This is a genomic window from Nocardioides sp. S5, assembly GCF_017310035.1.
Classification (GTDB): Bacteria; Actinomycetota; Actinomycetes; order Propionibacteriales; family Nocardioidaceae; genus Nocardioides.
Map to the genome: position 1 here is coordinate 1,927,458 of NZ_CP022296.1, position 18,667 is coordinate 1,946,124.

General features: G+C 74.2%; 14 protein-coding genes. 8 read left to right on the top strand and 6 right to left on the bottom strand.

The annotated features are described in order from the left end of the window. Window positions 1–28 precede the first annotated feature (28 nt). From CFI00_RS09625 to CFI00_RS09635, 3 genes are read left to right on the top strand one after another with little or no spacing between them, the layout of a single operon-like run. Entirely contained in the window at window positions 29–1,576 is a 1,548-nt protein-coding gene (locus tag CFI00_RS09625) for a DUF3375 domain-containing protein (RefSeq protein WP_207084938.1), read from the top strand. Next, entirely contained in the window at window positions 1,573–2,313 is a 741-nt protein-coding gene (locus tag CFI00_RS09630; protein ID WP_207084939.1) for a DUF4194 domain-containing protein, read from the top strand. Before CFI00_RS09625 ends, CFI00_RS09630 begins: the two co-directional genes overlap by 4 nt. Beyond that, a complete protein-coding gene (locus CFI00_RS09635; RefSeq protein WP_207084940.1) occupies window positions 2,310–5,777 on the top strand; it encodes an SbcC/MukB-like Walker B domain-containing protein in 3,468 nt (1,155 codons plus the stop codon). The genes CFI00_RS09630 and CFI00_RS09635 overlap by 4 nt, the downstream gene beginning before the upstream one ends. Window positions 5,778–5,793: 16 nt before the next feature. Here CFI00_RS09635 and CFI00_RS09640 read toward each other — a convergent pair whose 3' ends face one another. Continuing rightward, a complete protein-coding gene (locus CFI00_RS09640) occupies window positions 5,794–6,084 on the bottom strand; it encodes a hypothetical protein (RefSeq protein WP_207084941.1) in 291 nt (96 codons plus the stop codon). 93 nt (window positions 6,085–6,177) lie between these two features. Here CFI00_RS09640 and CFI00_RS09645 point away from each other — a divergent pair, with 93 nt between their 5' ends. Together CFI00_RS09645 and CFI00_RS09650 are read left to right on the top strand one after the other, a co-directional pair. After that, a complete protein-coding gene (locus CFI00_RS09645) occupies window positions 6,178–8,139 on the top strand; it encodes an ATP-binding protein (RefSeq protein WP_207084942.1) in 1,962 nt (653 codons plus the stop codon). 29 nt (window positions 8,140–8,168) lie between these two features. Continuing rightward, the gene (locus CFI00_RS09650) at window positions 8,169–9,779 is read left to right on the top strand and encodes an amidohydrolase (RefSeq protein ID WP_207084943.1); all 1,611 of its coding nucleotides are present in this window, start codon (window positions 8,169–8,171) and stop codon (window positions 9,777–9,779) included. 12 nt (window positions 9,780–9,791) lie between these two features. On the opposite strand, the gene CFI00_RS09655 is transcribed toward CFI00_RS09650, so the two are convergent. Then, window positions 9,792–10,493: an ANTAR domain-containing protein gene (locus CFI00_RS09655; protein WP_207084944.1), complete on the bottom strand. Its 702-nt coding sequence runs from the start codon at window positions 10,491–10,493 to the stop codon at window positions 9,792–9,794. Between the two features lie 142 nt (window positions 10,494–10,635). On the opposite strand from CFI00_RS09655, the gene CFI00_RS09660 reads away from it, so the two are divergent. The 3 genes from CFI00_RS09660 to CFI00_RS09665 are packed head-to-tail and all read left to right on the top strand — an operon-like array spanning window position 10,636 to window position 13,069. Further along, the gene (locus CFI00_RS09660; RefSeq protein ID WP_207084945.1) at window positions 10,636–11,571 is read left to right on the top strand and encodes a universal stress protein; all 936 of its coding nucleotides are present in this window, start codon (window positions 10,636–10,638) and stop codon (window positions 11,569–11,571) included. Window positions 11,572–11,614: 43 nt separating this feature from the next. After that, window positions 11,615–11,875 carry a DUF4389 domain-containing protein gene (locus CFI00_RS23565; protein WP_242532765.1) on the top strand — a complete coding sequence of 87 codons (261 nt, stop codon included), beginning with the start codon at window positions 11,615–11,617 and terminating at the stop codon, window positions 11,873–11,875. 3 nt (window positions 11,876–11,878) lie between these two features. After that, window positions 11,879–13,069 (top strand): DUF4389 domain-containing protein, encoded by a 1,191-nt coding sequence (locus CFI00_RS09665; RefSeq protein ID WP_242532766.1) that lies wholly within the window; start codon window positions 11,879–11,881, stop codon window positions 13,067–13,069. Here the strand turns inward: CFI00_RS09665 and CFI00_RS09670 are convergent. Genes CFI00_RS09670 through CFI00_RS09685 form a run of 4 tightly spaced genes read right to left on the bottom strand, consistent with a single transcriptional unit; the run spans window position 13,056 to window position 18,523 of the window. Continuing rightward, window positions 13,056–14,159, bottom strand: coding sequence for a zinc-binding dehydrogenase (locus tag CFI00_RS09670; protein WP_207084946.1), 1,104 nt, complete (start codon window positions 14,157–14,159; stop codon window positions 13,056–13,058). The genes CFI00_RS09665 and CFI00_RS09670 overlap by 14 nt on opposite strands. Window position 14,160: 1 nt before the next feature. Continuing rightward, window positions 14,161–15,726, bottom strand: coding sequence for a peptide chain release factor 3 (locus CFI00_RS09675; protein WP_207084947.1), 1,566 nt, complete (start codon window positions 15,724–15,726; stop codon window positions 14,161–14,163). A gap of 50 nt (window positions 15,727–15,776) precedes the next feature. Then, window positions 15,777–17,240 carry a protein adenylyltransferase SelO gene (locus CFI00_RS09680; RefSeq protein ID WP_207084948.1) on the bottom strand — a complete coding sequence of 488 codons (1,464 nt, stop codon included), beginning with the start codon at window positions 17,238–17,240 and terminating at the stop codon, window positions 15,777–15,779. Next, window positions 17,237–18,523, bottom strand: coding sequence for an MFS transporter (locus CFI00_RS09685; protein WP_207084949.1), 1,287 nt, complete (start codon window positions 18,521–18,523; stop codon window positions 17,237–17,239). Before CFI00_RS09685 ends, CFI00_RS09680 begins: the two co-directional genes overlap by 4 nt. Between the last annotated feature and the right edge of the window lie 144 nt (window positions 18,524–18,667).

The window sequence follows — 18,667 nt, forward strand, 5'->3', positions numbered from 1 at the left end:
CCGTACGAGCGCAGGTGGAGGTGGGCAGGTGAGCGAGATCGCGGTCGAGCTCGCGCGGGTCAAGGGCGCCTTCGCCCAGCCGACGCTGACCCTGCTGCACCAGCGCCAGGCGCCCGTGGTGATCACGATCTTCCGGGCCGCGTTCGGTCGCAACAACCGGCCCATCCCCACCGCGCGGCTGCACACCCAGGTCGAGGAGCACCTCGCGGGGATCCGCGAGTCGGGCGAGACCGACCTGCCCAGCGGCAGCGGCCGTGAGATCTGCCAGCGGTGGATGCGCGGGCAGTGGCTGGTGCGCTCGCTCGACGAGCAGGGCCACGAGGTCTACACCCTCACGTCGCACGCGCAGCAGGCGCTCGAGCTGGTCAAGAACCTCAGCCGCGACCGCGCCACCCTCAGCGAGCACCGCATCACCACGATCCTCGGCACCGTGCGTCGCTTCAACGCCGAGGCCAACCCCGACCGCACGACGCGGGTGTCCATCCTCAACGAGGAGATCGCCCGGCTGCGCGCCGAGCGCGACCGGCTCGTCGACGGCGCGGAGATGGTCGGGGCCACCGAGGACTACATGCTCGAGGGCTTCACCGAGCTGCTCTCGCTCATCTCCGCCCTCCCCAGCGACTTCGCCCGCGTCGAGGAGCGGTTCGGGGCCATCCGCGGCGAGATCCTGGCCGCCTTCCGGGCCGAGGACCGACCGGCCGGCGAGGTCATCGACGCCTATCTCGCCCGCGCCGACGCGTTGATGACAGCCACCCACGAGGGCCGCGCCTTCGAGGGTGCGTTCGCGCTGCTGCGCGACGACGCGATGGTGACCCAGCTGCGCGAGGACCTCACCGCGGTGCTCGAGCACCCGCTCTCCGACCGGCTGCTCAGCGACGCCGACCGGGCCGAGCTGCGCGGCACGGTGAGCCTGGTCCGCGAAGGCCTGGACCGCGTGCTGTCGCAGCGCTCGCGCGTGACCGCGACGCTGAAGGAGTACATCGTCTCCCACGACGCCGTGCGCGACCGCGAGCTGGAGCAGACGCTGCGCCAGGTCGAGTCGGAGCTGATGACCTGGATGGCGACCACCGGGCCCCGCGCCGTGCACGCCGTGCCGCTGCTCCCCGCACGTGCGTCCGTGGACCACCTGCGCGAGCGCTTCCACGACCCCGCCGACGACGTGCTGCCCGACCCGATCCGGGCCGCCGACCCCGCCGACGCGCCGCCGGTGTCGCTCGACGAGCTGATCGCGCATGGTGGCCCCCAGCTGGACTCGCTGCGCGACCGGCTGGTCGAGGCGTGGTCGGACCTCTCGCCGGTGCGCTCGCTCGGCGAGCTCTTCGACCGGCTCGAGCCCTCGCTCCAGCGCCCGGTCGAGATCTTCGGCCTGCTCCACCTCGCTGCCGACCTGGCCCGCGAGCCCGCCGCCGCCCCCGGCAGGCCCAGCAGCCCTGACGGCACCGACCCTCCGGCCGAGACCTACGTCGCGGTCCGCCACGACGGCACCCGCCGCACGTTCTCGGTGCCACGGGTGCCGCTGCCCGACCCCGACCTCGACCCCGACCTCGACACCCACCAGCAGGAGGCCCGCGCATGAGCGTGGACACCGACCTCGACCTCGACCTCGAACCCGACACCGACCTCCAGCCCGAGGACGCGGACCCGGGCGACCTCGCCTCGGTCTCCCTGTGGGAGGGCGACGAGGGCGGGCTCGAGCACGGCCAGCGGCACGCACTCGTCACGCTGCTCAAGCAGCGCTTCATCAGCGCCCGCACCCACCCGCGCGACTGGCGCGTGCTGGTCGAGCACGAGCGGGTCATCCGCGGACGCCTCAACGACCTGTTCCTCGACCTCCTCGTCGACCGGTCCCGCGAGGTCGCGTGGAAGCGTCAGGCCACCTCCGAGACCGGTGGCCGCTTCCCGACCCTGCTCCACGACGTGGCGTGGTCGCGCGAGGAGACGCTGGTGCTCGTGCACCTGCGCGACCGGCTCCGTGCCGGCCTCGCCGGCGGCGACGCACGGGTGTACGTCGACCGCGACGACGTCGTCGACTACATCGAGAGCTTCCGTCCGGCCCACGCCACCGACGAGGCGGGCGACGAGAAGCGTGCCCGCAACGCGGTGACCAGCATCGTGAAGGCCGGCCTGCTCATCGGTGCCCCCGGCGACGACCGCTTCGAGATCAGCGAGGCCGTCGAGCCGCTGCTGCCGCTGGAGCTGCTCCAGGAGCTGCTCGAGGCGCTGCGTCGCGCCAACGGCGGCGAGGCGCCGGGTGAGCCGGAGGGCGACCTCTTCGAGCCGGCCGCGGACCAGCAGGGACAGGAGCAGGCATGAGCATCGACGAGGTGCGCCCCGACGCCCCGGACGCCACTCCTGACGAGACCGACCCCAACGGGCTCTTCGCCGAGCACAGCGTCGCCACGCCGGCCGACGACACCATGCAGTGGCGCGCCGCGCTGCTGCAGCTGGTCAACTGGGGCGGCTTCGGCGGCCTCACCACGGTGCCGCTGCGCGGCGACGCCACGATGATCTCCGGTGCCTCGGGCGTCGGCAAGAGCACGATCCTCGATGCCTACACCGCGCTGATGATGCCGTCGGACACCAAGTTCAACGGCGCCTCCAACGACGCCGTCGCGGGCCGCGCCCGCAGCATCGGTCAGCGCAACCTGCTGTCCTACCTGCGCGGTGCCGTCGACGTCGTCGACGACCCGCGCACCGGTCGCCCGGTGGAGAAGCTGCTGCGCGGGCGCGGCGGCGACACCTGGGGCGCTGTGGCGATGACGTTCGTCAACGACCGGGGCGGGCAGTTCACCGTGCTGCGCACCTACTACGTCCCCCGCCGCGCGACCCGCTCCGGCGAGGTCCAGATGCAGCTGGTCACCCACGACGGCCCCCTCCGGCTCGACACCCTCGAGGTCGCGGTCGCCGAGCGCTTCCACGCCAACACGCTCAAGAAGCTCTTCCCCGGTGTGCGGGTCCACCGGACGTACGCCGAGTTTGCCGCGGTGCTGCACGCCCGCCTCGGCATCGGCGCCAACGGCGACGGCGCGAAGGCGCTGCGGCTGCTGGCCCGCATCCAGTCGGGCAACCAGGTGCGCAGCGTCGACGAGCTCTACAAGGACATGGTGCTCGAGCGCCCGGCGACCTATGCGGCCGCCGACCGGGCCATCGAGCACTTCGACGACCTCGACGCCGCGCACGCCGCGATGCGCACCGAGCAGCACAAGCTCGAGCTCCTCGAGCCGATCACCGGCATCCACGAGCGCACGGTCCAGGCCGCGCGGCGGCTCGCCGAGCTGGACTCCTTCGGCGTCACCCGCTCCGGCGACACCCCGCTGCGCACCTGGCTGCTCCAGGAGCACCTGCGCCTGATCGGACAGGCGGTGACGACCAACCGCGCCGACCGTGCCGCGACGACCGATGCGCTCGCCGCGACCACCGCCGCCGAGCGGGCGCTCGTGGCGGACGCCGAGGCCGCGCAGGAGGCCCACCGCGCCGCAGGTGGGTCGACCCTGCAGTCGCTGGCGTGGGCGGTGGAGCAGGAGAAGGTCGTGCGCGACGACCGGGCGAACCGGCGTACGGTCCTCTCCGACCGGCTGCTGCCGCTCGTCGACGTCGCCGACGCCAGCGCGCCCGACATCGACTCGGCGCTGATGTCGGCCGAGGCCTTCGCGGTGCTTCAGCTGCACGCGCGGCAGTGGCTCGCCGGCTGGGAGCGTGAGCAGGAGCGGCTCAAGCGCGAGCGCGACGGCGCCCGTGACCGGCGCTACCCGCTCAGCCACCGCCAGGCCGAGCTGCGTCGCGAGCGCGGGTCGCTGGAGAGCCAGAAGGGGCGGGTCGGCTCCCGCATGCACGAGCTGCGCGCCGAGGTGGCGCGCGCGTCGGGGCTCTCGGAGGACGAGCTGCCCTATGTCGCCGAGCTGCTCGACCTCGCGCCCGAGGAGGCCCGCTGGCGCACCGCGGTCGAGACCGTCCTCGGTGCCAGCGCCCGCACCCTGCTGGTGCCGGTGGACCGCCTGTCGCACTTCTCCCGCGCCATCGACGGGCTGCACCTGCGAGGACGCCTCGTCTTCGAGGGCGTCCCGCTCGACCTGCCCGACCTCGGCCCTGCCGATCCCGAGCGGATCGCCGGCAAGCTGCTCTTCAAGGACTCGCCGTTCTCGGGCTGGGTGCAGGCGCACGTCGCCGAGCCGGCCCGCAACGCGCTGTGCGTCGAGGACGCCTCCGACCTCGACGGCGGCGGCTTTCGCGTCACGCTCGCGGGCCAGACCCGCAGCGGTCGCCGCGGCACCCACGGTCGCACCGAGGGGCGCAGCATCATCGGCTTCTCCAACGCCGACGCGATCGAGGAGCTCGACACCGAGCTGGCCTCGATCGGCGCCGACCTCGACGCCATCGACGCCGAGGTCGCCGAGCTCGACCGACGGGCCGCGGTGCTGGAGCACCAGCGATCGGCGTACGACGCCGTGGCCGTCGCGCGCTTCGACGACCTCGACGTCGAGGCGAGCGAGCGGCGCCTGGCCGACCTCGAGTCCCGGCGCACCGAGATCCTCGGCGCCGACGACGAGCTCCAGGTGCTGGAGCAGCAGATCGAGCGGCTCGCCGAGCAGCTGGAGTCGACCCGCCGGGTCCGCTTCGGGCTCGAGGAGCGCCAGCGCGAGCTCAACGAGCAGCACGGTCGCCTGGTCGACGACGAGGACCTGGTCAACGACCGCCTCGAGACGGCCGCGCCCCTCGCGCTCGACGAGGAGCAGCGCGACGCGCTCGCCGCGGACTTCCGCGCCGCCGCGGCCCCGGGCGACCCCGACGACCTCGACCGCTTCGCCGAGACCTCCCAGCGCTTGGCCGAGCGGCTGCGCGAGGCGGTCGGTGACGCCGAGGCGGAGCTGCGCCGCGCCGACGACGAGCTCGCCTCGATCTTCCGCGCCTACAAGCTCCAGTGGGAGTCGCCCAACCTCGGCGCCACGGCAGAGTCCTACGGCGACTACGCCCGCATCCTCGAGGAGATCCGCGGCACCGGGCTGGCCGGACGCCGCTCGGAGTGGCGCCGCCGCCTGACCGAGTGGAGCGGCCAGGACCTCGTGCCCCTGCTGGGTGCGATGGCAGCGTCGGTCGAGGACATCGAGGACCGGCTCGAGCCGATCAACGCGATCCTGCGCCGCCTCGAGTTCGGAGGCGCCGGCGACCGGCTCCGGATCCGGCTGCGACGCCTCGCCCCGGCACACGTGCAGGTCTTCCTGCGCGACCTGCGCGCGCTCACCGCGCGGTCGGCGCCCGACACCGACGAGGCCGACCTCGAGCAGCGCTTCGCCGAGCTCAGCCGTTTCATGGAGCAGCTGCGCCGCCCGACGCAGGGCGGGGACGGCACCGCGAGCGAGCGCGACCGCCTGCTCGACGTACGCCGTCACGTGGAGGTGAGTGCCGAGCGCTACGACTCGCTGACCGGCGAGCTGCGGGCGACCTACCGCACGCTGGGGGAGAAGAGCGGCGGCGAGAGCCAGGAGCTGGTGGCCTTCATCGTCGGGTCGGCACTCCGCTTCCGCCTCGGCGACGAGATGCGCTCGCGCCCGCGCTTCGCACCGGTCTTCCTCGACGAGGGCTTCGTTAAGGCCGACTCCGAGTTCGCCGGCCGTGCCGTGCGCGCCTGGAAGGGGCTGGGCTTCCAGCTGGTCATCGGGGTGCCGCTCGACAAGGTCACCGGCCTCGAGCCGCACATGGACGAGCTGCTCGCCATCACCAAGAACAGCACCACGCACCAGTCGTGGATCACCTCGATCACCGACGCCCGGAGCTCCTAGCGGGGCGGACCCGGACTCACTCGAAGAGCCGGTCCTCCGCCTCGACCGAGGTGACCTCCATCCTCAGGGCCAGCACCTTCTCCGGCGACAGCCCGAGGCGGGCGAGGATGACCTGGACCTGCGGCAGCACCCAGGGGTAGGACTCGACCGCGACGCGACCGGCCTCGGTCGCGACGCGGACCCAGACGACGGGCGAGCCGCCGCGGTCCGGCAGCCAGTGCGCCTCCAGCACGCCGGCAGGGGCCAGGGAGGCGACGATCGGCAGCATCGCCGCGTCGACCGCCTGCCGCAGCTGCTCCTCGCCCATCTCCCCAGCCTAGGTCGAGCCTCCCACCCGAGACGCGGGATGGTTTTGCCTTCAACCGCCGCGGGCGGGACGCCGCAGCCCTACCGTGGAGCCATGACATCGGTGCGGGTGCTCGGCCTGCCGGCGGCCCTCGGGTTCGCCGTGGCCTACGTCGCGCTCGCCCTCGTGGGCCGGGCCACGGTGCTGCCTGGCTCGTCCGTCAGCCTGGTGTGGCCCGCGGCAGGGGTGGCGGTGCTCTGGCTCCTGGCCGAGCGGTCGGACCGTCAGGTCCGGGTCCTGCTGCTGGTCGCCGTGCTGCTGGGCGTCGTCCTCGCCGTGACCGGGGCGGACGTGCCCCTCGTCCTGCTCGGCGGCGCGGGCGTGGCGGTGCAGACCTGGCTGGTCGTGGCGCTGGTGCGTCGCTGGTGCCCGACGCTCATCGGCGCCGGCGGCGAGGACAGCGTGCACACCCTCCGGACGCTCGCCGTCGGCACCGGGGCCGTGCTGGTCGCCTGCGCCGTCGGGGCCGTGCTGCTCACCCTCGCGCTGTGGGCTGCGGGCGACGACCCGGACCTCGGCGACGCCGTGCTGGTCTGGGGCCGGCAGGTCGCCGGGACGATCGTGATCGGGAGCGTCGGTCACCTGGCCTGGGAGTGGCGTCGCGGACACGCGGACCCGCGGGTCGGCGGCGGTGGTCACGCCGAGCTGGCCGTGCTGTGGGGCATGTCGGCCGCCGCCGTCGTCGCGATGTTCCTCCAGCCGCTTCCCCTGGTGTTCCTGCTCGTCCCGCTGACCGGGTGGTGCGCCTCGCGCTTCACCACCTTCACCGCCGCTCTGCACGCGTGCGCGCTCGGGACGGTCGCCCTGGTGCTGACCGCAGGCGGGCACGGACCCATCGCCCGCCTCGACGACCCGTACGTCGAGGCGATGGGCACCCAGTCCTTCCTGCTGGCCCTCCTCCTGACGGCCCTCGCAGTGGGCACGCTCCGCGACCGCGTGGACGACCTCGTCCGGCAGCTCGTCGCGGCGCAGGCAGTGTCGGACGCCCAGGCCGAGCTGCTCTCCGGGATGACCGGGAGCATGGGGGAGGGCCTGCTGGTCCTGGACGACGAGCGCCGGGTCACCACGCACAACGCCGCCAGCGCGCGGCTCGCGCGCCGGCACCTGCCGGGGGACGAGCAGCGCGCCCTGGCGGCGCTGGTGGACCTGCTCGACCACCCGCCCCGACCGGCGGCGTGGCGCCGGCCCGAGCTCGGCCCCGGCGACGTCGTCGTACCCCTCGCGGACGGGGGCGAGATGGTGCTCGCGGTCACCTCCCGGCCGCTCGCCGCGGGTCGGCTCGGGACCCTGCTGGTCGTTCGGGAGGTCACCGCGCACCGGTCGGGGTTCCGGCCGCTGGTCGAGTTCGCGTCGACGGCAGCGCACGACCTGCGCGGCCCGCTCACGACCATGCGGTCCTGGCTCTCGCTCGTCGAGCACGACCTCGACGGGACCGGGCAGGACGAGGCACGGGACGCCGTGCGTCGCGTCGACCGCTCGGTCGTCCACATGAGCGAGCTCATCGACGACCTGCTCGCGCAGGCGGCCGCGGAGGGTGGCCAGCTCCGGCCCGAGGTGGTCGTCCTCGGTGGGAGCGGAGGGCTGCTGGCCGAGGTGGCCGACCTGGTCGGGCTCGACGAGCCGGTCGTCGCTCCGGCCGACCTCCCCGCGGTGCACGCCGACCCCGGGGCGGTGCGCCAGCTCTTCGCCAACCTCGTGGGCAACTGCGTCAAGTACGCCCGTCCCGGCGTCCCGCCCCGGGTGGAGGTCGACGCCCACGTCCGGGGGGACCGGGTCGTGGTCGAGGTGCGCGACCACGGCATCGGGGTCCCGGAGGCGGACCGCGAACGCGTCTTCGACCGGTTCCACCGCAGCCAGGAGGTCCAGGCGTCCTACACCGGCACCGGGCTGGGGCTCTCGCTGTGCCGCTCCATCGTCGAGCGACATGGCGGCCGCATCGTGTGCGTGGCCCCGGGCGACGGCCCGGGCGCGGTGTTCCGCCTCGACCTCCCGGCCGTGCCCGGTGCGCGACACTGAGCGCCATCCCGACCTACCCAGGAGGCGACGTGGTCGTCACGATCTTCCGCAACGCGGCCGTGTTCGACGGCTACGCCCACCTCGGCCGGGTCGGCGACGTCGTGGTCCGCGACGGACGCGTCGCGGCCGTGGGCGCGGACGCGGTGCCCGCCGGGGCGCGGGTCGTCGACGTCGACGGCGGGCTCCTGCTGCCCGGCTTCACCGACGCCCACGTGCACCCGGTGCAGGGCGGGCTGGAGCGCCTCGGTTGCGACCTGAGCGGGCTCGCGGCCGACGCGACGGCGTACGTGCGCCACGTCGGCGAGCACGCCCGCTCGCGTCCCGGCGACGACTGGGTCCAGGGTGGGGGCTGGGCGATGGCGGCGTTCCCCGGCGGCCTGCCGACCGCGCAGGAGCTCGACGAGGTGGTCGGCGATCGTCCTGTCGCGCTGGCCACCCGCGACCACCACGGGATGTGGGTCAACACCCGCGCGCTGGAGGTCGCCGGCATCACCGCCCACACGCCCGACCCTGCGGACGGTCGCATCGAGCGCGATGCCGGCGGACGCCCGACCGGCGTGCTGCACGAGGGGGCCATGGCGCTGCTCGACCACGTCCTGCCGCCCGTCGACGACGCCCAGCTCCGCGCCGCCCTCCTCGAGGGTCAGCGGTACCTCCACTCCCTCGGGGTCACCGCCTGGCAGGACGCCATCGTCGGCGCCTACTCCGGCATGCGCGACGTCGGCCCGACCTACGCGCGCGCGGCCGCGAACGGCGACCTCACCGGCACCGTCGTGGGTGCGCTGTGGTGGGACCGGGCGCGGGGGCGCGAGCAGGTGACGGACCTGATCGCCAGGCGTGAGGACTACTCGGGCGGCCGGTTCTCGGCCACGTCGGTCAAGGTGATGCAGGACGGGGTCGCGGAGAACGGCACGGCGGCGCTCGTCGAGCCCTACCTCGACCGCTGCGGGCACGCCACCGACAACGCGGGGATCTCCTTCGTCGACCCGGTGGCCCTGCGCTCCTACGTCGGCGAGCTCGACCACCACGGCTTCCAGGTGCGCGTCCACGGCCTCGGAGACCGGGGCGTGCGCGAGGCGCTCGACGCCTTCGAGGGCACGCACCCCGACCGGCGCCACCACGTCGCGCACCTCCAGCTCGTCCACCCCGACGACGTACGCCGCTTCGCCGCCCTGGGCGTCGCCGCCAACATCCAGGCGCTGTGGGCCTGCCTCGACGACCAGATGACCGAGCTCACCCTCCCGTTCCTGGGTCCCGAGCGCGCCGGGCGGCAGTACCCGTTCGGTGACCTGCACGCCGCCGGGGCTCGGTTGGTGGCCGGCAGCGACTGGCCTGTGAGCACCCCCGACCCGCTCGCGGCGATCCACACCGCGGTGCACCGCACGGCGTACGGCGAGCCGGCGCCCGCCGGGACCGAGCCGTTCCTCCCCGAGCAGGCGCTCCCGGTCGAGGTCGCGTTCGCCGCCTACACGAGCGGCTCGGCGTGGGTGAACCACCGCGACGATGCCGGCATGGTCCGGCCCGGTGCGGTCGCGGACCTGGTCGTGCTGGACTCCGACCCCTTCCTGGAGCCCCACGAGATCGGTCGGGCGCGGGTGCGCTCCACCTGGATCGACGGCGAGTGCGTCCACGAGGCCTGACGCCGCGGGCGCTCAGCGTTCGTGGTGCAGCTGCACGAGCACCCGCGCGAGCAGGATCACCGGCACCCCGGCGCGGCGCGCCGCGTCGTCGAGCTCGCCACGCGCCTCGGTGACCGGCAGGTCGCGATGGGCGGCGAGGATGCCCGTGGCGGTGTCGATCGTCGCCGCGTCCCGCAGCTGCGTCGGGGCCTGCTCGGCCAGCGTACGGGTGGTGAAGTCGAGGTCGGCGTTGGCGATCGCGCCCGGCGCCCAGGCGCCGAAGACCTCGGCCAGCGCCGCGTGCAGACCGACGAACGTGTCCGCTGCACGGCCGTAGAGGTTCACCGTCGCGACGACCGAGCCCTCGATCAGCACCGGCAGCGTCAGCGTGCTGTGCACGCCCATCGCGGCGCTGGCCCGGGCGAACTCGCCCCACCGGGACTCGCTCAGCAGGCCCTCGGGCGACGTGGCGAGGCCGTGGCCCAGGCCGATGGCGTCGACGCAGGGGCCGGTGTCGAGGTACTGCACCGCGTCCAGGGCGGCGATCTCCTGGTCGGTGGCCACCACGGTGAAGGTCAGGTCGTGGGCGCGCGATGCCATGCTCACGCCGACGAGGCCGGGGGCGACCGCCTGTGCGCGGTCGGAGGTGGCCCTCAGCTGGTCGACCAGCGGGGTGTCGTCCAGGTAGGGGTCCAGCTCGTCCAGGGCCTCGAGCGTCTCAGGGATGGGCTCCATGCCGGCGCCGTACCCACGCGCCGCGTCCGCTATTCACGCGGGACGGTCGGTGTCATGGGTGGGACCTGTGGCCCTGTCGTGCACCGGTGGCGAGGACGACGCTGGACGTAGGGGCAGGAGCGCCCCCCGGAGGAGGACGACCATGGACACCACCACGAAGGACGCCGTCGTCGTCGGGGTCAGCGGACCCGGACGGGAGACCGCAGCCCTGCGCTACGCCGTCGACCGCGCGCGCCGCGACGCCTCGGAAGTGGTGGCCGTCCACGCCTTCCGCACGGCCCTGACCGGACCGCCGCCGCGCGCGCTGCTGACCTCCGCCGAGACCGCCGACATGGCGCACTGGGTGATCAAGCAGGTCGGTGACGAGCTCGCCGAGCTGACGGACGGCACGGTGCCCTGTCGCACCCTCGCCGTGGCCGGCACGCCCGCCCACGTGCTCGTCGACCTGGGCCGCGAGGCCCGGACGGTGGTGGTGCAGCACCACCTGCCGCACGGCCTGCGGCGGCTCTTCGCCGGCTCGACGGCGTACGCCGTGGCAGCGCACGCCGCGTGCCCCGTGGTCTCCGTCCCTGCGGACTGGCAGCCCTCGACGGGCGAGCCCGGCGAGGTGGTCGTCGGGGTCCACGAGGCAGGCGTGCCGCTCGCGGTGCTGGAGGCGGCCTTCGCCCAGGCCGAGGCCACGGGGGCGCCCCTCAGGGTCGTCCACGCGTGGCGCCTCGACGCGGTCTACGACGACATCATCACCGACCGCGTCGCCGCCGAGTGGCGCGAGGAGCAGCAGCGCGCCCTCACCACCGTCGTGGACGGCCTGCGCGCGCAGCACCCCGCGGTGGAGGTCACGGTGGAGGTGCGGCACCAGTGGCCGGCCGACGTGCTCGTCGACGACTCGCAGGTGGCCTCCCTCGTGGTCGTCGGCCGGCACGGGCCGCACAGCTTCGAGCCGGCCCACCTGGGGTCGCTGGCACGCACGGTCGTGCGCGAGGCGAGGAGCCCCGTGATGGTCGTGCCCGTACGCCCCCACCGCGACGCCCCGAAGGACTGGGAGCTCGTCGCCGACGAGATCTCGCCGCAGGCCTGACCACGGCCGGCACCACCGCAGCACGACAGAGGAGGAAGGAACGATGAGCGTCCAGGCCCGACCCGCAGAGGAGCATCCCGCGCACGTCTATCCCGTACGTGTCGACGTGCTCCCCGAGGAGCACCTCAACCGCTGGCTGTGGTTGGTGAAGTGGGCCCTCGTGATCCCGCACTACGTCGTGCTGGCCTTCCTGTGGCTGGCCTTCCTCGTGCTGAGCGTGGTCGCGTTCTTCGCGATCCTCCTCACCGGCCGCTACCCGCGTCAGGTCTTCGACTTCAACGTCGGGGTGCTGCGGTGGAGCTAGCGGGTGGCCTACTACGCCTACGGAGCGCTCGCCACGGACCGCTACCCGCCCTTCACCCTGGCCGACGTCCCCGACTACCCGGCGCACCTCGAGGTCTCCTACCCCGAGCACCTCTCGCGCGGCCTGGTGCTGGTCAAGTGGTGGCTGCTCGCCCTCCCGCACTACGTGGTCGTGGGCATCTTCACCGGCGGAGGGCTCTGGATCGCCAACGAGGCCGCGTCGCGCGACGACGCCGCGTGGACCGCGGGCGGCGGCCTGATCGGGCTGCTGGTCCTGGTGGCGGCGGTCGTGCTGCTCTTCACCGGCAGGTACCCGTCGGGGGTCTTCGACCTGGTGCTGGGCCTGAACCGCTGGGTCATCCGCGTCGCTGCGTACGCCGGGCTGATGACCGACGACTACCCGCCCTTCCGCCTGGACACCGGGCCCGACGACCCGGGCTCGCGGGTCGGGATCCGGCCGCCTGCGCCCCAGCCCTCCGGCGACGGACAGCCGCCACCCGACCACTGGTCCGCACCGCGGGTGGTGATGCTGGTCCTCGGCTGCCTCGGGCTCCTGGCGGGCACAGGCTTCCTGGGCGTCGCCGCGACCCTGGGCGTGCTCCAGGGCACCCTGCGTGACGACGACGGGTTCGTGATGTCGGGACGCGAGGAGCTCAGCACGGCGTCGTACGCGATCGTCTCGGAGAGCCTCGAGACACAGCTCGCCGACGGCGCCGAGGTCGTGCCGGACCGTCTGCTCGGCGACACCAGGCTGACGGTCGAGCCGTCCGGTGCCGGTGCCGTCTTCGTCGGGATCGGTCCCACCGACGAGGTGGAGGCCTACCTCGCGGAGGTGGCGCACGCGGTGGTCGTGGACTTCGACTCGACCGGGTCCGGCGTCGAGCCGGTCTACCGGGACGTCGCAGGAGCCGCGCCGCTCGCCGCTCCCGAGGACGCCGTCCTCTGGACCGCCCGTGCATCGGGCACCGGGACCCAGGACCTGCGGTGGGCGGTCGAGGACGGCGACTGGACGGTCGTGGTGATGAACGCCGACGCGACCGCGGGGGTGACGGCCGACGTGGCGGTCGGTGCGGAGCTGCCTGCCACCGGGTGGGCCATCGGCCTGATGGCTGCGCTCGGCGGACTCTCCGTGCTGGTCGGAGGCGCCCTCACGTGGGGTGCCCTGCACAGCCGGCGGTCCGTCAGAACTCGATGACCTGCCGCAGCGCCGTCCCGGCTGCCAGCTCGTCCATCGCGAGGTTGATGTCGTCGAGACCGATGCGGGAGGAGACGAGGGCGTCGACGGGGAGTCGTCCCTCGCGCCACCACTGGGCGAAGACCGGGATGTCGCGCGACGGCACCGCGGAGCCGAGGTAGCTGCCCATCACGGTGCGGGCCTCCGCGACGAGCTGGAGGGGCGAGATGCTCGCCAGCGCGTCGGGCGGGGGCAGCCCGACGGTGACCGTGCGCCCGCCGGGAGCGGTCGCGGCGAGGGCGGCCTCGAAGGCACGCGCGTTGCCGGCCGCCTCGACCACGACGTCGCACCGCGTGCCCGTCGACGCCAGCTCGGCCGGGTCGAGCGCGGAGGTCGCCCCGAGCTCGAGGGCCCGCTCGCGCTTGGCCGCGACGCCGTCGACGGCGACCACGTCGCCCGCACCGAGGGCCACGGCGGTGAGCAGGGCGGCCATCCCGACGCCGCCCAGGCCCACGACCATCACGCTCTGGCCGGGCTCGGGGGGAGCGGCGTTGACCAGCGCGCCGCCGCCGGTCAGCACCGCGCAGCCCAGCACGGCGGCCACGTCGGCCGGCACGTCGTCGTCCACGGCCACCACCGAGCGGGCGTCGACCACCGCGTGGGTGGCGAAGGCCGAGACGCCGAGGTGGTGGTGGACCGGTACGCCGTGGCGGCTGAGCCGACGCCCGCCGCCGAGCAGCTCGCCCGCGGCGTTGCTGGCCGACCCCGGTCCGCACGGCATCCGACCGCCGGTGGCACACCCGGCGCACTCGCCGCAGCGCGGGAGGAACGTCATCACCACCTGCTGGCCGACGGCGAGGTCGCCGACGCAGGGGCCGAGCATCGTCACCCGCCCGCTCGCCTCGTGGCCCAGCAGCATCGGGACCGGCCGGGCACGGTTGCCGTCGACGACCGACAGGTCGGAGTGGCACACGCCGGCCGCGGCGATCTCGACGAGGACCTCACCCGGCCCGGGCGGGTCCAGCTCGAGCGTGCCGACCGTCAGCGGCCGCGTCCGCGACCACGGGCCGGGCCGTCCCAGCTCCTCGAGCACTGCTCCGGTGATCTGCACGTCAGCTCCCGCCCGCCGGTAGGGCCTCGAGCATCAGCTCGGGGTTGTCGCGCGCGGTGACCATCGCGCGCCACTGGTCGACGAAGAGCGCCAGACGGGTGCCGTCGCTGCGCTCGAGCACCTCCACGCCGCGCATGCCCGCGAGCGCCGCGGCGCCGGCGGCATCGGTGCGCCGGGCGACCTGGTAGTCGAGCCGCGAGAGGCGGACGGGGGAGTTGAACTCGTTGGTCATCCGGTCCTCGACGACCTCGAACTGCATCGGGCCGACCGCGGCCAGGACCGGGTTCTGGTCGCCGCGCAGGTCCGAGCGCAGGACCTGCACCACGCCCTCCTGGTCCAGCTGCTCGATGCCGCGGCGGAACTGCTTGTAGCGGCCGATGTCGCCCGCGCTGGCGGTCACGAAGTGCTCCGGGGCGAAGCTCGGCACGGGCGGGTACTCGATCGGGTCGCCGACGTAGACGGTGTCGCCGACGCGCAGCGACTGGGCGTTGACGAAGCCGATGATGTCGCCGGGCTCGGCCGTCTCGACCGACTGGGTGTCGCGGCCGAAGACCGACTGGGCGAACTTCGTGGCGAAGGGCCGGCCGGTGGAGGCGTGGGTGACGACCATGCCGCGCTCGAACTCGCCCGACACCACGCGGGCGTAGGCGAGGCGGTCGCGGTGGGCGTTGTTCATGCCCGACTGCACCTTGAAGACGAAGGCGCTGAAGTCGTCCTCGACCTTGCGCACCGAGCCGTCGACGCCCTCAGTGGGGCTGGGGTCCGGCGCGATGTCGAGCAGCAGGTCGAGCAGCTGCGCGACGCCGAAGTTCTGCAGGGCGGAGGCGAACATGACGGGCGTGGTCTCGCCGGCGAGGAAGCGGTCCTGGTCGTGGTCGGCCTCGTCGAGGGTGAGCAGCTCGTGCTCCTCGACGGCGTCGGCCCACAGCGGCGCGTCGTCCACGTCCACCTCGTCGGACGCCATCCGCCGCTCGGGGGCCCGGGTCGCACCGCCGGCGGTGCGGGTGTACTTCACGAACTCGCCCGTACGCCGGTCCAGCACGCCGCGGAAGTCGCCGGCCTCGCCGACCGGCCAGGTCAGCGGCGTGGGCCGCAGGCCGATCTTCTGCTGGATGAGGTCCATCAGCTCCAGGGCGGACAGGCCGGGCCGGTCCCACTTGTTGATGACCGTCATGACGGGGATGCCGCGCAGCGCGCAGACCTTGAAGAGCTTGAGCGTCTGCGGCTCGAGTCCCTTTCCGGCGTCGACCAGCATCACGGCGGAGTCGACGGCGGAGAGCACCCGGTAGGTGTCCTCGGAGAAGTCGCTGTGGCCCGGGGTGTCGACGAGGTTGATGACGTGGTCGCGGTAGACGAACTGCAGCGCCGCGGACGTGATCGAGATGCCGCGTGCCTTCTCCATCGCCATCCAGTCCGACACCGTCGCGCGCCGGTCGCCCTTGCCGTGGACGGCTCCCGCCTCGGTGATCACCCGCGCGTGCAGGGCGAGCGCCTCGGTGAGGGTCGACTTGCCGGCGTCGGGGTGGCTGATGACGGCGAACGTACGGCGGGGGCGGGTGTCGGGCACCGGCAGAATCTACCGCCGCGAGCGCCGAGCGTCGCTTTCGCCGGCCCCGCTCAGGTGCCGCAGAAGGTGCGGTAGGCGCCGAACGACTCGGGCGCCGGCTCGGCGTAGCGCTCGAGGCCGGGGCGCTCGTCGTACGGTGCGGAGACGACGTCGACCAGCCGTTCGAACGGCGCCAGGTCGCCGCCTGTCGCGGCGACGAGGGCCTCCTCGACCAGGTGGTTGCGGGGCACGTGGACGGGGTTGGTGCGGTCCATCACGGTGGCGTCCGGACCGAGCGCGCGCCAGAGACCCACCCAGGCGTCGACACCGGCCAGGTCGAGGAACAGGCTGCGCGCGGGCTCCGCGTCGCCGCGGGCGGCGGCGCCGAGGCGACGGAACAGCAGGGTGTGGTCGACGTGGTCGGTCCGCATGAGCTCCAGCAGGTCGTTGGCCAGCGTCGCGACGGTGTCGTCGGGGACGGAGGCGGCGAGGCCGAGCTTGTCGCGCATGCCCCGCGTCCAGGCGGCGGAGTAGAGCGAGCGGAAGCGGCCCAGCGAGGCGGTCGCGATCGCCACCGCCTCGTCCTGCTCGTCGGCCAGGAGCGGCAGGAGGGACTCGGCGAAGCGGGCGAGGTTCCACTCCGCGACGACCGGCTGCTGGCCGAAGGCGTAGCGCCCGGCGGTGTCGATCGAGCTGAAGACCGTCGCGGGGTCGAAGGCGTCGACGAAGGCGCAGGGGCCGTAGTCGATGGTCTCGCCGGAGATGGTCACGTTGTCGGTGTTCATCACGCCGTGGACGAACCCGACCAGCATCCAGCGCGCCACGAGCTCGGCCTGGGCGGCCATGACGGACTCGAAGAGGGTGAGGTGGGGCTGCTCGGCCTCCGCGGCCTCGGGGTGGTGGCGGGCGATGGCGTGGTCGGCGAGGCGGCGCAGGAGGTCGACGTCGCCGGACGCGGCGGCGTACTGGAAGCTGCCGACGCGCAGGTGGCTGCTCGCGACCCGGGCCAGCACCGCGCCGGGCAGCAGGACCTCGCGCTCGACCTGCGCGCCGGTGGCGACGACGCCGAGGGAGCGGGTGGTCGGGATGCCGAGGGCGTGCATCGCCACGCTCATCACGTGCTCGCGCAGCATCGGCCCGACCGCGGCGAGCCCGTCGCCGCCGCGGGAGAAGGGCGTGCGGCCCGAGCCCTTGAGGTGCAGGTCGCGCAGCCGTCCGGAGGTGTCGGTGAGCTCGCCCAGCAGCAGTGCGCGGCCGTCGCCGAGGCGGGGCGACCAGCCGCCGAACTGGTGCCCGGCGTAGCCCTGCGCCACAGGCGCGGCGCCGTCCGGGAGCCGGTTGCCGGTGAGCAGGCCGAGGCCGTCGGGCCCGCGGAGCCAGGCCGGGTCGAGCCCGAGATCTGCGGCCAGGGACTCGTCGAGGGCGAGCAGCTGCGGCTCGGCCACCTCGCGAGCCTGCCACGCAAGCGCCAGCTCGGGCAGCTCGTCGGCGAAGCGGTGGTCGAGGGCGAGTGTCGCCGACTCTGTCGTGGTCACTTCCTCGACGATACGCCCGGGTCCGAGGCGCCCTGCAGCACCGGCTCCTCCGTCGGCGCCGGCGGCCGGTCCGCCTCGGCCGCGACGGTCGCCGTCCGCAGCCGCCGCTGCTGGCTCGTCATCAGGACCACCGCGAGCACGGTGGCGCCGACGGTCACGCCGAAGGCAGCCGTCGCGCCCGAGGCGTCGGCGAGCCGGCCCGCAAGGCTCGAGCCCAGGGCGTAGCCCAGGCCGGTGGCGCTGGCCAGCATCGTCATCGCCGCGCCCACCCGGGCCGGCGGGACGACGCGCTCGGCGAGGGAGAACACCGCGATCATGTAGGGAGCGACGGCGACGCCGAGGAACAGGACGGTCACGGTGGCGGTGGCCAGCGAGCCCACCGCGAGCAGCGGCAGCGCCAGCACGAGCAGCGCCCACGCGGCCACCAGGGCGCGGCGTTCGTGGCCGACCCGTTCCGGGAGGTACGCCGTCGCCAGCCCGGCGACCGCGCTGCCGACGCCGAGCGTGGCGTGCACCAGGCCGGCGACGCCCGGTGTCCCGGCGTCCGTGGCGAGCACCGTCGCGCCGGTCTGCGTCGCCCCGAAGAGCATGCCGATGGAGAGCTGGGCGCCGACGAGGACGGCGTACGCCGGGGTCACGAGCCGGCCCGTGCCGGCCGGGCGCTCCTGGGCGTGGGTGAGCCGGGCGGACGGGTCGAGCGCGAACGCCGAGCCGAAGACCGCGAGCAGCGCCGCGGCGAGGAGGAGCGCACCCGAGGGGGAGACGGCTGCGACGGAGAGGCCGACCAGCGCCGGGCCGATCGCGAACGACGCCTCGTCCGCGGCTCCCTCGTAGGAGAACGCGGCGTCGACGAGCCGGCGCTGGTGCTTGCCGGCGGCGCGCGTCATCGGCCGCCACCGCACGCGGGCCAGCGGACCGACCTGGGGGAGCAGCAGGCCGGTCGCCGCGGCGGCCAGGACGACGGTGCCGTCGCCGGCGTCGTTGCCGACGGCCGTCACGAGCAGGACCAGTCCGGTGGCGCCGAGCAGGGACTGCGCGAGGACGACGGGTCGCTGGCCGAAGCGGTCCGCGAGCGTCCCGGCGACCGGGGCGCCGACCGCGTTGGCGACCGCGAGCGCACCGGCGCTGAGGCCGCCGAGGCCGTAGCTGCCGGACGCGGTGGAGACCAGGAGCAGGGTGCCGAGCTGGCTCATCGCCAGCGGAAGGCGGCCGACGAAGGCGACGAGCACGTAGGTCGGGCCGGCGACCTGGAGGAGTCGGCGGTAGGAGGCGAGAGGTGTCACAGGGGTCCTTGAGGGTGCGTCGGAACGACGCGCCGAACCCACCTCCAAGGACGCGTTGAACCCTCTGCTGGGACGAGTCTAGGGACCGGACGGGCCCCGCACGGAATCCGGCTGCGCCGCTCCACGGCCGAACGTCATGGCAGG